The 12702-nt window shown below is 59.2% G+C and carries 13 protein-coding genes; 4 read left to right on the plus strand and 9 right to left on the minus strand.

Annotated features, from left to right (window positions below; genetic code table 11):
- Positions 1-46: 46 nt before the first annotated feature.
- From K8R57_09205 to K8R57_09245, 9 genes are all read right to left on the minus strand, one after another.
- Positions 47-1447 carry an FAD-binding protein gene (locus tag K8R57_09205; GenBank protein ID MCE9588475.1) on the minus strand — a complete coding sequence of 467 codons (1401 nt, stop codon included), beginning with the start codon at positions 1445-1447 and terminating at the stop codon, positions 47-49.
- Between the two features lie 28 nt (positions 1448-1475).
- The gene (locus K8R57_09210) at positions 1476-2486 is read right to left on the minus strand and encodes a carbohydrate kinase family protein (protein MCE9588476.1); all 1011 of its coding nucleotides are present in this window, start codon (positions 2484-2486) and stop codon (positions 1476-1478) included.
- Complete coding sequence (locus tag K8R57_09215; protein MCE9588477.1) at positions 2483-3058, minus strand: D-lyxose/D-mannose family sugar isomerase; 576 nt, start codon at positions 3056-3058, stop codon at positions 2483-2485. Before K8R57_09215 ends, K8R57_09210 begins: the two co-directional genes overlap by 4 nt.
- Positions 3055-4197, minus strand: coding sequence for a hypothetical protein (locus tag K8R57_09220; protein MCE9588478.1), 1143 nt, complete (start codon positions 4195-4197; stop codon positions 3055-3057). The genes K8R57_09215 and K8R57_09220 overlap by 4 nt, the downstream gene beginning before the upstream one ends.
- Positions 4198-4209: 12 nt before the next feature.
- Positions 4210-5337, minus strand: a complete 1128-nt coding sequence (locus K8R57_09225) for a Gfo/Idh/MocA family oxidoreductase (protein ID MCE9588479.1) — start codon at positions 5335-5337, stop codon at positions 4210-4212.
- A gap of 6 nt (positions 5338-5343) precedes the next feature.
- Positions 5344-6174 (minus strand): aldolase, encoded by an 831-nt coding sequence (locus K8R57_09230; GenBank protein ID MCE9588480.1) that lies wholly within the window; start codon positions 6172-6174, stop codon positions 5344-5346.
- Positions 6175-6212: 38 nt separating this feature from the next.
- Positions 6213-6989: a DeoR/GlpR family DNA-binding transcription regulator gene (locus K8R57_09235; protein MCE9588481.1), complete on the minus strand. Its 777-nt coding sequence runs from the start codon at positions 6987-6989 to the stop codon at positions 6213-6215.
- A 508-nt stretch (positions 6990-7497) separates the two neighbouring features.
- On the minus strand, positions 7498-8568 hold the full coding sequence (gene fbaA, locus K8R57_09240) for a class II fructose-bisphosphate aldolase (protein ID MCE9588482.1): 1071 nt from the start codon (positions 8566-8568) through the stop codon (positions 7498-7500).
- A gap of 150 nt (positions 8569-8718) precedes the next feature.
- Entirely contained in the window at positions 8719-9306 is a 588-nt protein-coding gene (locus tag K8R57_09245) for an HAD family phosphatase (GenBank protein MCE9588483.1), read from the minus strand.
- Positions 9307-9396: 90 nt separating this feature from the next.
- Here K8R57_09245 and ilvN point away from each other — a divergent pair, with 90 nt between their 5' ends.
- The 4 genes from ilvN to K8R57_09265 all read left to right on the plus strand — a co-directional run bounded on the left by ilvN (position 9397) and on the right by K8R57_09265 (position 12689).
- The gene (gene ilvN / locus K8R57_09250) at positions 9397-9873 is read left to right on the plus strand and encodes an acetolactate synthase small subunit (protein MCE9588484.1); all 477 of its coding nucleotides are present in this window, start codon (positions 9397-9399) and stop codon (positions 9871-9873) included.
- Positions 9874-9985: 112 nt separating this feature from the next.
- Positions 9986-11011, plus strand: coding sequence for a ketol-acid reductoisomerase (gene ilvC, locus K8R57_09255; GenBank protein ID MCE9588485.1), 1026 nt, complete (start codon positions 9986-9988; stop codon positions 11009-11011).
- Positions 11012-11092: 81 nt separating this feature from the next.
- Entirely contained in the window at positions 11093-12157 is a 1065-nt protein-coding gene (locus K8R57_09260) for a class I fructose-bisphosphate aldolase (GenBank protein ID MCE9588486.1), read from the plus strand.
- A 40-nt stretch (positions 12158-12197) separates the two neighbouring features.
- Positions 12198-12689 (plus strand): hypothetical protein, encoded by a 492-nt coding sequence (locus tag K8R57_09265; GenBank protein ID MCE9588487.1) that lies wholly within the window; start codon positions 12198-12200, stop codon positions 12687-12689.
- The last annotated feature ends 13 nt before the right edge of the window (positions 12690-12702 follow it).

The following is a 12702-nucleotide window of genomic DNA, read 5'->3' on the forward strand; positions in this document are numbered from 1 at the left end:
TTTTTGAGCGTCTCTCCTCCGGGAGGCAAGACCTGAGTTTGCGTATTCACGCGGCAGGGGATGGATCGAAGATTTTCCCGGGATTGAGGATGCCCCGGGGATCGAAAGCGCGCTTCATGCGGCGCATGACCTCGACATTGAGTTCCCCGATGGCTCCAGGAAGGAAGGCCTTCTTGGCAACCCCGACGCCATGCTCTCCCGTGATGGTGCCGCCGAGTTCCACGGCCTTGGCGAAGATCTCCTTCATCGCCACCTCCACACGGTGCATCTGCTCTTCATCCTTTTCGTTGGTGAGGAAGGTGGGGTGCAGGTTGCCGTCACCCATGTGGCCGAATGTTCCGATCCGGAGCTGGTGACGCTCCGCCACCTCCTGAATGTGACGGACCATCTCTGGAAGGCGGTCGCGAGGGACCGTGGCGTCCTCGAGGATGGTGGTCGGTCCGACGCGGGCGAGCGCCGAGAAGGCGGTGCGGCGCGCGGCGGCTAGTCCGGCCGCCTGTTCCTGCGTGGAGGCGGTTTCCACAGAGGAGGCCCCGTGTGCGAGGGCGATCTCCTTCATGGCGGCGGCCTCCTCCTCGACGGCGGCGGGATGTCCGTCGCTCTCGATGAGCAGAAGCGCCTCGGCTTCACGGGGAAGTCCGATGGATGCGTAATCCTCGACACAGTTGATGGTGACGCGGTCGAGGAACTCCAGGGTGCACGGGATGATCTTCGCGGAGATGATCGCCGAGACGGTGCGCGCGGCGTTCTCCATGTCGTCGTAGACGGCAAGCATCGTTTTCCGCGCGGCCGGAGGCGGGATGAGTTTCAGTAGGACCTTGGTGATGACCCCGAGGGTTCCCTCCGAACCGATGAAGAGATCGCGCAGACTGTAGCCCGCCACATCTTTCACGCACTTGTTCCCCGTCCAGATCACCTCGCCGTCGGGAAGGACCACCTCCAGACCCATCACGTAGTTGCGGGTCACCCCGTACTTGAGGCCGCGGAGACCGCCGGAGTTCTCCGCCACGTTTCCCCCGATCGTGGAGATCTTCATGGAGCCAGGATCCGGCGGGTAGAAGAGACCGGCCCCGGAGGCCGCCTCGGCGATCGCTGCGGTGATGGCACCCGCCTCGGCAAGCAGGGTCAGATTAGCCGGGTCCAGCTCGAGAATCCTGTTCATCTGAGAGAGGCAAAGAAGGATGCACCCAGGACTCGGGAGGCTTCCTCCGCTCAGACCGGTGCCCGATCCCCGAGTGACCACAGGGATGCCGTGCGACGATGCGTATCGGAGCACTTCGGAGATCTGTTCGGTCGATCGGGCAAAGACCACCACACTGGGGACCTGCTGGAGCGCGGCCGTGCCGTCGTAGGAATAGGCTAAGAGTTCCTCGGCTTCCGATCTGACGTCCAGGTCCGGAAGGATCCTCAGGAGTTCCCCGCGCAACGAGGAGTTGTCGTTTGTCATGAGTGGATAGGGTATCAATGCTGTTTCCCTACACAAAACCAAAACGGTCAGCCAGCCCGAGGCACTCTGGGAGCGGTTTCATTCCATTGGATGTGGTCGCATCGCTGAGTGAGGCGGCGGCGGCGCAGACACCGTAAAGGAGAGCCCTCGCAGGTGTCTCCCCCTCGTGAATCGCCAAGAGGGCACCGGCGGCGAAGGCATCGCCTGCCCCGACAGTGCCTCGGATCCAACCGTCGGGAAGGCGGAGCGAACTTTGGTGGAACTCCCCTCCCCCGGGAGTGAATGCGGCGGCACCCTCAGGGAAATGGAGGAACACCGCCCCCCTCACACCGGCATCGAGGAGACGCCGTGCCGCGAGCGGGAGGTTCTCCCTCAGGAGCCTCTCCCCGTCGCGGAGTGGGATTCCCGTGGTGCGCTGCGCCTCGAACTCGTTGACGAAGCAGAAATCGACCTCCGGCAGGGCCGCGTTGACGATCCCGGCGAAGCGGTCGGAGTCCTCGCTGACCACGTCGACTGAGGTCAGGAAGCCTGCCTTTCGCGCCGAGGCGAGCAAGGCCGCCCCCGCTGTGCTACCGCCCGGAACGGTGGCATCAAGGCGGTCGAGCAGCAGGAGATATGCGAGATGGAAGATGCGCGCCCCCGAGGCGGCGAGGTCAAAGTGCTCAGGCCCGAGCAGTGCGTTGGTGCCGCGCTGGTGGAAAAAAGTCCGCCGACCCGTGTCACGGACAGTCATGACATCAGTGTAGGAGGTGGGAGCCTTGTCAGTGGAATGAAGGCCGGAGGCGCCGATCCCGAAGGCGTCGCACTCGCGGAGGATCCACTGCCCGGCATCGTCATCTCCGATGAGCCCCGCACCCTCCAGGGGGAAAGGTGCCTTCATCAGGGCAAGATCCTTCAGGACGTTGAAGGGGCCTCCGCCGTTGCAGCGGGACTCAGTGAGGATGTTCGCCAGGGTGTCCTGGGCCGGATAGACGTCGGTGATCTTCACCTGGTCGACAATCCAGTTGCCGGCGGCGAGTATTCCTTTGCGGGCGCTCATGCGGTTTTGTCGCTGAGGAGCTGGAGAAGCGAGGGCTCGTCCTCCTCGAGATCCGGATAACGGCCGACATCGGGATTGACAAAGAAGTTGTCGTTGAGATCGTCGTTTGCCGTCGAGACCTCGCCGATGATGCACTCGTCGCTGAGGGGGTAAAACGCGTGGTAAACACCCGGAACTAGCGTGACCCGGGATCCTGCTGGAAGTTCGATGATCTCACCCGATTTGACCGTGACAGCCTCGTGGTTGATCGGCATGGAGAATTCGCGCTCCCCGCTCTCGTCGGGAACACCGTCCCAGACCTGAACGGCGAGACGACCCCAACGGCAGATGATGTCCTCCTTTTTTTTGCGATGGCAATGGGCCGGAGTTGTCATGTCCTTCCGCGCATACATGAGCTTTTCACAGTATTCCGGCTCCTCCGCAAGGTTCACAAGGACGAGCCCGAAGCGGCGCCAATCACCGAGTCCAAAATCGGTGACATCCCAGCGCGGACTAGGAGGGAGGGCCCATTCGTGGACCTGGAAACAAGTTTGGGCGGAGCGGATGAGGGAGTTGATTTCGCTGCGTTTCATGGGGTGTTTTTGTAGAGGAAGGGTAAGTCGAGTTTCACGGGAATACGACGTCCCGAGGGGGAGACAAGGGTGACCCCGTCGGAACCGGGGACGATCCTCTTGACCCGTTCAAAATCGCGCGGTATAGCCGCGACGGCCATGATGTAGTTCACGGCCGTTGGTTTTTTCGGATCAAGGGAGGCGACGGTTTTGAATCCCCCTCGGCTGATGGGATTCGGTTTTTCGGCCGGGGAGACGCCTAGGAAAAAATAGGATGTCACATCCTCGAGTCCCATCACGTTGACGTGACGGCCATTCCAGGGGGCATAGTGACGTCCCCCGTTGGAGATCCAGAAGACGGAACTTTGCAGCACGCGCGGATCCTTGAGCGAGAACCACACATAGCCCTCCTTTGGAAAGGCCGCTGCCGTCCATGCAAAATCCGGACGTTCCTCATGGACAATCTGCACGATGTCCTCGAATCCCCTACGGGCGGGATACCTGCTGAGGTCGGTGTACCCGCCCTGCGCCAGAGGGACGCGATCCAGGCGCTTGAAAGTGGCGGAGGGTTTCAGGGAATTGTAACCTCCACGGGCAGGATCCTCGAATGTCCCCGGAAAAGTCCACCCCCCTGCGATCCGACTGGTGCTGATGCGGCCGCTCCCTTCCTCGTCGGGAAACTTCAGCATCGCATGGTGTCCGAAAGTCATGTTGCCCTTCATGCCCCGGAGCACATGACGGGAGTAGACCGCAGTCTCACCGTTTTTCAGGCTTAGGAACTTATCCACATGCCCGGGCCGGACTTTGGTGCCGAGCGAGAGGTGGAGATGAACCCCCTCATCGCCGCGCCTCAGGGACTCGAACTTCCAGATCGAATTCGCAGTTTCACCATGGGACTGATGCAACTCGCCACGATAGGGCTTCTCATCGGCGCCGAACGGGGAGCAGAAAAAATCTCCGCGCAACGCCTTCAGGATCGAGGGAGTGCCCGCGTCGATTTGCTCCTCAGCCCATGGGGCAATGGAAAACGGGGCAACCTCCCTTGATCCCAGTCGGAAGGTCACAGGGCCAAGATGCCCCCCGAGCCGGGTCACGGCTGCATTCACGGTGTCCGTGGAAAACTTCCACGAAGGCTGACCGTGAATGAGCGGTGTTCTCACGGGGGTGCGGGATTAGGGAAGAGTGACGGAGTTCTTCGTTTCCTGGGATTTCAGCGCGGCCTCGAAGAACTCATGACTGCGAACTGCCTCCTCCGGAGTCACGCACCCGAAACGGCCCTCAAGGATCCCGGCACGCTCGGCGATGTAGGCCGCCCACATCTGCAGGAAGCAATCCGGGAAGCCAGGCTCGAAGATGCCGCCGGTGATGGTCGGGAACGGGCCGTGGAACCCAAGGTCGGTCTTTTGCCAGAGTTGCTCCTTGCCTCGATGGAATGTCCAGAGCGTCTTGGGCTCCTTGGTGCTGAATTTCACGCCGCCGTCGGTGCCGAGGATCTCGATGAACCACGTGTTTGTCTCGCTAGGGGCGAGGCGTTTCATCTCGAAGCGGACGGGAACCTCGCTGCCGTCGATCTCCACATCGGTGTGCAGCATCGCATTGTCCCAGGTGTCGCAGGTGGCGGTGCCGCCTTTGCCATCCGGACGTTCGTGGTAGATCTTCTGGAGTTGGGCGTAGACGCGCTTCGGATTCCAACCGAGGCGGAAGGGCACGTGGACGGCATGCATGCCAAGGTCGCCCATCACGCCGATCTCGCCGCAGGTCTTGACCTGGCGCTTCCAGTTCGCGGGCTTGGTGGGATCCAGGTCGCTGCTGTGGTGGAAGCCCGAATGAATTTCCAAAACCTTCCCCAGTTTCCCTTCGCGTGCGATCTGGTAGGCTCTCTGCGCGCCTGGAAGGAAGGGGAATTCCGAGCTGCAACGAACAAAACGGCCCGAGGATTTCGCCGCCTCGGCAATCGCGCGGGCGGCTTTCAGGTCGATGCCGAAGGGCTTCTCGGCGAGAAGGTCCTTTCCAGCCTTGAGCACGTCGAGATAGATCGTCTCGTGCATGTTGTGCGGCACGGCCACATAGACGACATCCACATCAGGGCTCGCCAGAAGCTCGTGATAGTCGGCGGTGAGCAGCTTGACCGAGGGGATCCTGCGGAACCACTCACGCTGTTTTTCGGCGAGATCACAGACCGCCGTCAGTTCTGCCTGAACGGGAAAGTTCTCCAGGACAAACCAGCGTGAGAGTGCGCTCGCGACCTCGCGGCCCATGAGGCCGCCTCCGATAATTCCGATGCGGGTGGTGTTGCTCATGGTTGTTTACTTGAGAAACTTTGCGGCTTCCGTGGCCGATGCCCCGTCGTGGACGATGGCCATCAGCGCGGCCACCATGCCGGCGGGGTTCGGGTGTTGGACAACATTGCGGCCGTACACGATACCGGAAACTCCCTGCTGCATGAGCGCCTCGGTGCGTGCGAGGATCTCTGCATCGGGAGCCTTACCGCCGCCGCGGACAAGAACCGGAATGCCGCCCGCAGCCTCGACGACCTTGTGGTAATTCGAGACATCGTCGGTCGGATCGGCCTTGATCACATCCGCGCCAAGTTCCACCGCCTGGCGGACGAGGTGCTGGATCTTCACGAGATCGCCGTCGACCATATAGCCGCCGGCCTCGCTGTTGGGGCGGAAGACAAGCGGTTCCACCATCATCGGCATGCCGTAGTGGTCGCTCTCAAGCTTGAGGGAGCAGATGTTGTCGATGCACTGGTTGGTGACGCCGGGGGCGCCGGGAATTTGAAAGAGATTCACGCACATGCATGCGGCGTCGAGGCGGACGGCCTGTAGGGAGGGTTCCTTGATCATCGCGCTGAGGGCCTCCACGGGAAGCTCGCGACCGTAGACATTGGCGACGTCAGTGCGGAGGACGAGCGATGGTTTCTGGCGTCCGGGGATAGCCTGGAGGTGGCGGGCCTGGCCGACGGTAAGTTGGACGGCGTCGGGAGCGGCCTTGACCACGGTCTCCACAGCCTTGGCCATGTCCTCGATCCCCGTGAGGAAGCCGGGCTGGTTGAAGAAGCCGTGATCGATGGCTACATCGAAGCAGCGGCCGGATTTGGAGTTGAAGAGGCGGTTGAGTCGGTGGGACTTCATGGGATCGTGGTGGGTTGTTTGATGTGTTTTCCGGATGATTAGGCGGCACGGGCCGCCGTTCCCGCTCCGGAGGACGGGATGTGAATGTGTAGATGACGTGGGAGAGGTTCCCTCGGGCGGCGATCCGTGACCAGGTCGGTGAACTCCTCCCATCCCGCGAAACGAACCAGGCTGGGCTGATCCCACTTGGAGGAATCGGCCAGAAGCACGCGGCGGCGCGCACGCTGCAGGAGGGTCTGCTTGAAAGCCGACTCGGAGAGTTCCGTCGTGCTCGCTCCGGAACCTGCTACTAGCCCCGAGGCTCCTACAAAGGCGACGGCACCCTGCAGGCGGTCAAGCATTCCGAGCGACGCGGCCCCAGTCAGGGCCCCGCTCACCCTGCGGAGCTCACCTCCCAGGCAGATAAGTCGGCAACGCCCGTGGCGACCAGCCTCGAGCAGGGGAAGGGAATTGGTCACCAGAGTCACGTCCTCGCGGCCGAGCAGATTAAGCGCGGCCTGTAGACAGGTTGATCCTGCATCTACCAGTACGCAGTCACCCGCCTTCACCAGAGCAGAGGCAAGCCGGCCGATCGCTTTCTTTGCGGTCTGCCTGCTGGCTGAGCGCTCATCGAGCGACATCTCACCACGCAGGTGGGCTGGATCCAGAATACCTCCGTGAACACGCACAAGTTCCCCTGCATGTGCAAGCGCTGTCAGATCCCGTCGGAGTGTGGCAGCCGAGACATCCAACCGACTCCTGAGCTCGTCGAAGGACAGGCGACCCTGCTGCCGGAGCAGCCTAAGAATGAAATGGGAGCGCTCGTGAGCGAACATGACGATATGTGATTTTTACGCTCATTTCAGCAAGAGGGTCAAGAACTCCTATCAACACTCAACTCAAAATATCCAATTGATGGCATCCTTCGCCCGCCTCGACCGGAGACATCTGTAATCGCGTGGTGCCATTCCGAGAAGGTCGCGGAAGCTCCGGTTAAAGTTCGCGAGGTTTTTGAACCAGCATGTTCCGGGTATCAACGTGATGGGAAGGTCCTCCTCAAGCAGGACCCGGCCATGATTGAAGAAGCACTGGTTCCTTTGGGCGATTCACGATTTTTCGGTCATCCTCCGGAAGAACCGACATAAAGATCCCGGGAGTGAGGCTTACTGCCCAGTGTCCTTTTCACTCTTTAACCTTCTAAACCTTATAACCGAGCCAAGGATACGGAGCACATGCCTCTGCCCGCCCCTTCCTGATTTGGCTTGCCTGGCCGTTGCTACGCATACGTTACGTCCACTCTCCTGATAAAAATTCTCCACGAATGAGCGAGCACCCGCCAGATTTCTAGGCCAGTCGGTTGATGCAGTTCAGATCCTCGAATGAGGAGATGAGGCGCTTTGTGAAGGAATCCTCGGCCGCACCTACCCAGATGCGGGGATCATAGTATTTCTTATTCGGGGAATCGGCACCGCTTGGGTTGCCGATTTGACCCTGTAGGTAATCGTGGTTCTGGGACTCATAGGCGCGGATCCCATCCCAGAAAGCCCACTGCAAGTCGGTGTCGAGGTTCATTTTGATGGCGCCATAGCCGATAGCCTCGCGGATCTCCTCGCGGGTGGATCCCGAGCCACCATGGAAGACAAAGTTCACGGGCTTGGGTCCCGTGCCGAGGGTCTTTTCAATGTAGTCCTGCGAGTCCTTGAGGATGGAAGGCTTGAGCTTTACATTACCAGGCTTGTAGACGCCGTGAACATTGCCAAAGGCAGCCGCGACGGTGAAGTTAGGGCTGATCTTTCCAAGCGTGGTATAGGCCAAGGCGACCTCCTCGGGCTGGGTATAGAGCTTCGACTCTTCCACTCCGGAATTGTCGACTCCATCTTCCTCGCCGCCAGTGACTCCCAGTTCGATCTCAAGGGTCATTCCCATTTTAGCCATCCGCTCGAGATACTTGGCGCAGATCTCAATATTCTCATGCAAGGGCTCCTCGGAGAGGTCGAGCATGTGGGAGCTGTAGAGCGGCTTGCCGGTCTTCGCAAACTGCTCCTCACCGGCCTCAAGCATGCCGTCAACCCAAGGGAGAAGTTTTTTTGCGCAATGGTCGGTATTGAGGATGACCGGAACCCCATAGGCCTTTGCAGCAGCATTCACATAGTGGGCTCCGGCGATTCCGCCGAGGATGGAACCAGCCTGCCCCTCCTTGGTGATCCCCTTACCGATGAAGAAATGGGCTCCACCATTGGAGAACTGGACCATGACAGGGGAATTCACTTTCCGGGCAGCAGCCAGCGTGGCGTTGACCGAGCTGGTGCCGATGCAGTTGACGGCAGGTAGTGCGAACTCATTCGCCTTGGCGTGATCCAGCAGTTCCTTGACCTCTTCGCCGAAAAGGACTCCGGTACGAAATTGTTTACTCATAGTATGGTTGGTGTTGGTTGTGGTTGGTTGACGGATTGAGCCCTCGCTTTTCAGCCGTGGATGATACCTCCGAGAGTGCTATCTCGGAAACAGCAGAAATCATTCCAACTCGGTTCTTTCCTCCTAGGTTACTTATCAGAATTGAACGGACTACCTGCGGGAATCCACTAGTACGCACTGCATGCCCGCAGCTTCCGCTGACTGGCGTCCGATTTCGGTATCCTCGAAGACAAGACATCCCGAGGGATCGACACCGAGGCGTCGGGCCGCCTCCAGATAGGGGTCAGGAGAGGGCTTGCCGTTCTTGTAATCCTCGGACGTGACAATTGCGTCAAAGAGATGGGTCAACCCGAGCCCCTCTAGAGTAGCGTGAACCGACTTGCGCCCACCGCCGGAAGCCACGGCAAGCGGTTTCTTACCGTGCAGGGAGCGTGCGATTGCAACAACGGCATCGATCGGTTGAACGCTGGGAAGAAGCTGATGGTATAGCCCCTCCTTATGGTGAACCAGAAGAGCCGGGTCCATAAACAGCCCCTGCATCTCGTTGAGCGCCTCGACGATCTCGCGGGTGGGACGCCCTCCCCAGCTATAGTAAAGATCCTCGGGCAGATCAGCCCCATGCGGCTCGAGAGCCATCTTCCAGGCGTCGTAGTGGAGACCCATCGTGTCGGCGAGAGTGCCGTCGCAGTCGAAAATATAGGCGTCGAAATCACGCTCGGGAAGTTGAAGGAATTGCATCCAGCAGTGGTAATCGGTCTCTTTCCGTTTGACGAAAAAAAAGAGCTTCAGCATTCTAAAGGATCAGTCCCGTTATGGGGCGAAGCTTCTATGCGCCACACCATCTCCATCCTCGTCGAAAACAAATTCGGTGTCCTCACCCGTATCGCCGGAATGTTCAGCGGACGCGGTTTCAATATCGACACTCTGAACGTCGGCCCGACTCTAGACCCCGAGACATCCCGCATGACCATCGTGGTCCGCGGAGACGACAAGGTGCTGGATCAGGTCAACAAGCAACTCGACAAGCTCGTGAACGTCATCAGCGTCGAAGACTTCGGCGAGTCGGACTATGTCGACCGCGAGCTCGTTCTTATCCGCGTGAAGGCCGACGCCAAAGCGCGCGGGGAGATCATGCAGATCTGCGACATCTTTCGCGCCAAAATCATCGACGTTCAGCCGAAGCGCCTCGCCATCGAGGTCACCGGCTCCGAGAGCAAAATCGACAAGTTCCTTGCCCTAATGGGTCCGTTTGGAATCACTGAACTGACTCGCACCGGCAAGATCGCCCTCGCACGCTCGAAGTGACTCAGAAAAAAGTGAAGGGTTAAAAGGTAAGGCTCCCGACACTTCCCTATAACCTATCACCCATCACCTATTCCCTATAACCTATCACCCATCACCAAAAAACCACCAACCCATGCCCGCTAAAATCTACACCTGCAAAGATGCCGACCTGAAGTTCTTCAAAGGAAAAACCTGTGCCGTGATCGGCTTCGGTTCCCAGGGACACGCCCATGCCCTCAACCTCAAGGAGAGCGGCGTCAAGGTCATCATCGGCCTCTACCCTAAGAGCAAGAGCAGAGCTGTCGCCAAGAAACTCGGCTTCGAGGTTTTTGACACGGCCGATGCAGTCAAGAAGGCCGACGTGGTCTTTGTGGCTGTTCCCGATCTCACAATCCCTGAGGTCTACGAGAAGGATATCGCTCCGAATCTCCACTCGGGCCACACTCTCCTCTTCAGCCACGGCTTCGCGATCCACTTCAAGACGATCCAGCCGCCCAAGCATGTCGACATTATCATGGTCGCTCCCAAGGGGCCCGGTCACACCGTCCGCCGCCAGTACCAGGAAGGAAAGGGTGTCCCCACACTCATCGCCATCCACCAGAACAAGAGCGGCAATGCTAAAAAGACCGCCCTCACCTGGGCCAAGGTCATCGGCGGCACACGCGGCGGCGTCTTCGAGACCACCTTCCAAGAAGAGACCGAGACCGATCTCTTCGGCGAGCAGGCCGTTCTCTGTGGTGGTACCGCAGCGCTTATTCAGGCCGGATTCGAGACGCTGGTCGAGGCTGGATACCAGCCCGAGATGGCTTACTTCGAGGTTCTCCACGAACTCAAGCTGATCGTCGACATGATCAACGAGTCTGGCATCAGCGGCATGCGCTTCTCGATCTCCGAGACCGCGAAGTACGGCGACATCGTCGTCGGACCCAAGGTCATCGATGCCTCCGTGAAGAAGCGTATGAAGAGCGCCCTTAAGGACATTCAGTCCGGCAAGTTCGCCAAGGATTGGATCGCGGAAGCCAAAGGCGGCAAGAAGAAATATAACGCCCTCCTCAAGGCCGGCGAGAAACACCCCATTGAGAAGGTGGGAGACCAGCTCCGTTCCCGCATGTCCTGGATCAAGAAGAAGAACATCAAGGGAGCCCAAGCCGCTTACTAAGGAATAATCCTTTCAAAAAGAGGGGCGCCCAGAAGGAATCTTCTGGACGCCCCCTTTTTTTTGCTCCGAACTAGCGCCACCATGATCAACGAAATCAAAAATTACCTTGGAGCAGAGGCTGACTCCCTTCTCAACCACCAGTGCAAGACGGTCTCCAAGGATCTTCTTCACCTTCCGGGCCCTGATTTCGTGGACCGCATCCACATCGCTAGCGATCGCAATCCCCGCGTCCTCGCCAACCTCCAGCGCATGTATGGCACAGGACGTCTGGCCAACACCGGCTACCTTTCCATCCTTCCTGTCGATCAAGGCATCGAGCATTCCGCTGGAGCGAGCTTTGCCAAGAACCCGATCTACTTCGATCCCGAAAACATCGTGAAGCTTGCCATCGAGGGGGGCTGCAATGCGGTGGCCTCGACCTTTGGCGTTCTTGGTTCTGTGGCCCGGAAGTACGCGCACCACATCCCCTTCCTGGTCAAGGTGAACCATAACGAGCTCCTCACCTACCCCAATGTCGCCCGCGAGATCATGTTCGGTACGATCGATGAGGCTTATGACATGGGTGCGGCCGCCATCGGCGCGACCATCTACTTCGGCGGCGAGGATGCCAGTCACGAGATCATCCAAGTGGCCGAGGCCTTCCACCATGCCCACGAGCTTGGCATGGCGACCGTTCTTTGGTGCTACCTCCGCAATGATGCCTTCAAGAAAGACAAGGATTACCACCTCTCGGCTGATCTCACCGGTCAGGCCAACCACCTTGGCGTCACCATCGAGGCCGACATCATTAAACAGAAACTTCCCGAGAACAACGGCGGCTACAAGGCCCTGAACACCGGCAACTCCAGCTATGGGAAACTCGACGAGCGCATCTACACCGAGCTCACCACAGATCACCCGATCGACCTCTGCCGCTACCAGGTCATTAATTGCTACATGGGTCGTTCCGGCCTCATCAACTCCGGCGGTGCCTCGGGAGCCCACGACTTCGAAGATGCCGTCAAGACAGCTGTCATCAACAAGCGCGCTGGTGGCTCGGGAATGATTTCCGGCCGTAAGGCTTTCCAGCGCCCGATGGAAGAGGGAGCCAAACTCCTCAATGCCATCCAGGATGTTTACCTCTGCCCAGAGGTCACGGTTGCCTAGGGGCAACTGATGTCTGGGGGTGATGATTGCTTAAGTGCTCATGAGCGAGCGGTCACTGCTTGCTGCCCAAGGTTATCTTGAGCTCGGCATGGTCGAAGAGGCCCTAGCCGAGCTCGCTCCCGTTCATACCTCGTCGATTTCCGATCCGGACCCCGGCCCCGACCCCGACCCAGACCTTATAGAACTGCGACTGCACATCCTGATGCAGGGAGAAAGATGGTCAGATGCACTCGCCTCAGCCAAGGAACTCTTGCTACTCAATTCCTCAGCCCTCCCAGCCTATATTCACGGTGCATTCGCCCTGCATGAACTCGGGCGTACCACCGAGGCGCGTGATCTCCTTCTCAGAGGGCCGGAGGTCCTCGGGATGGATCCTACGTACCATTACAACATCGCCTGTTACGAGGCCGTCCTCGGAAACAATGAATCGGCGAAGCGAAGCCTGGAAAAAAGCTTTGCCCTCGACGAGACCTACCGTGATTTCGCGAAGCAGGATCCCGATCTTGAAGCGATCCGCTCAGAACTCGAGTAAGAATGAGTCGATT

The organism is Verrucomicrobiota bacterium (assembly GCA_021413925.1).
Lineage (GTDB): Bacteria > Verrucomicrobiota > Verrucomicrobiia > Chthoniobacterales > UBA6821 > UBA6821.

Bases quoted from the DNA above. Each gene is read 5' to 3' on its own strand.
- K8R57_09210 (MCE9588476.1), bottom strand. From the start codon at position 2,486: ATGAGCGCCCGCAAAGGAATACTCGCCGCCGGCAACTGGATTGTCGAC.
- K8R57_09230 (MCE9588480.1), bottom strand. From the start codon at position 6,174: ATGAAGTCCCACCGACTCAACCGCCTCTTCAACTCCAAATCCGGCCGC.
- ilvC (MCE9588485.1), top strand. From the start codon at position 9,986: ATGCCCGCTAAAATCTACACCTGCAAAGATGCCGACCTGAAGTTCTTC.
- fbaA (MCE9588482.1), bottom strand. From the start codon at position 8,568: ATGAGTAAACAATTTCGTACCGGAGTCCTTTTCGGCGAAGAGGTCAAG.
- K8R57_09265 (MCE9588487.1), top strand. From the start codon at position 12,198: ATGAGCGAGCGGTCACTGCTTGCTGCCCAAGGTTATCTTGAGCTCGGC.
- K8R57_09215 (MCE9588477.1), bottom strand. From the start codon at position 3,058: ATGAAACGCAGCGAAATCAACTCCCTCATCCGCTCCGCCCAAACTTGT.
- K8R57_09245 (MCE9588483.1), bottom strand. From the start codon at position 9,306: ATGCAATTCCTTCAACTTCCCGAGCGTGATTTCGACGCCTATATTTTC.
- K8R57_09225 (MCE9588479.1), bottom strand. From the start codon at position 5,337: ATGAGCAACACCACCCGCATCGGAATTATCGGAGGCGGCCTCATGGGC.
- K8R57_09205 (MCE9588475.1), bottom strand. From the start codon at position 1,447: ATGACAAACGACAACTCCTCGTTGCGCGGGGAACTCCTGAGGATCCTT.
- ilvN (MCE9588484.1), top strand. From the start codon at position 9,397: ATGCGCCACACCATCTCCATCCTCGTCGAAAACAAATTCGGTGTCCTC.
- K8R57_09235 (MCE9588481.1), bottom strand. From the start codon at position 6,989: ATGTTCGCTCACGAGCGCTCCCATTTCATTCTTAGGCTGCTCCGGCAG.
- K8R57_09260 (MCE9588486.1), top strand. From the start codon at position 11,093: ATGATCAACGAAATCAAAAATTACCTTGGAGCAGAGGCTGACTCCCTT.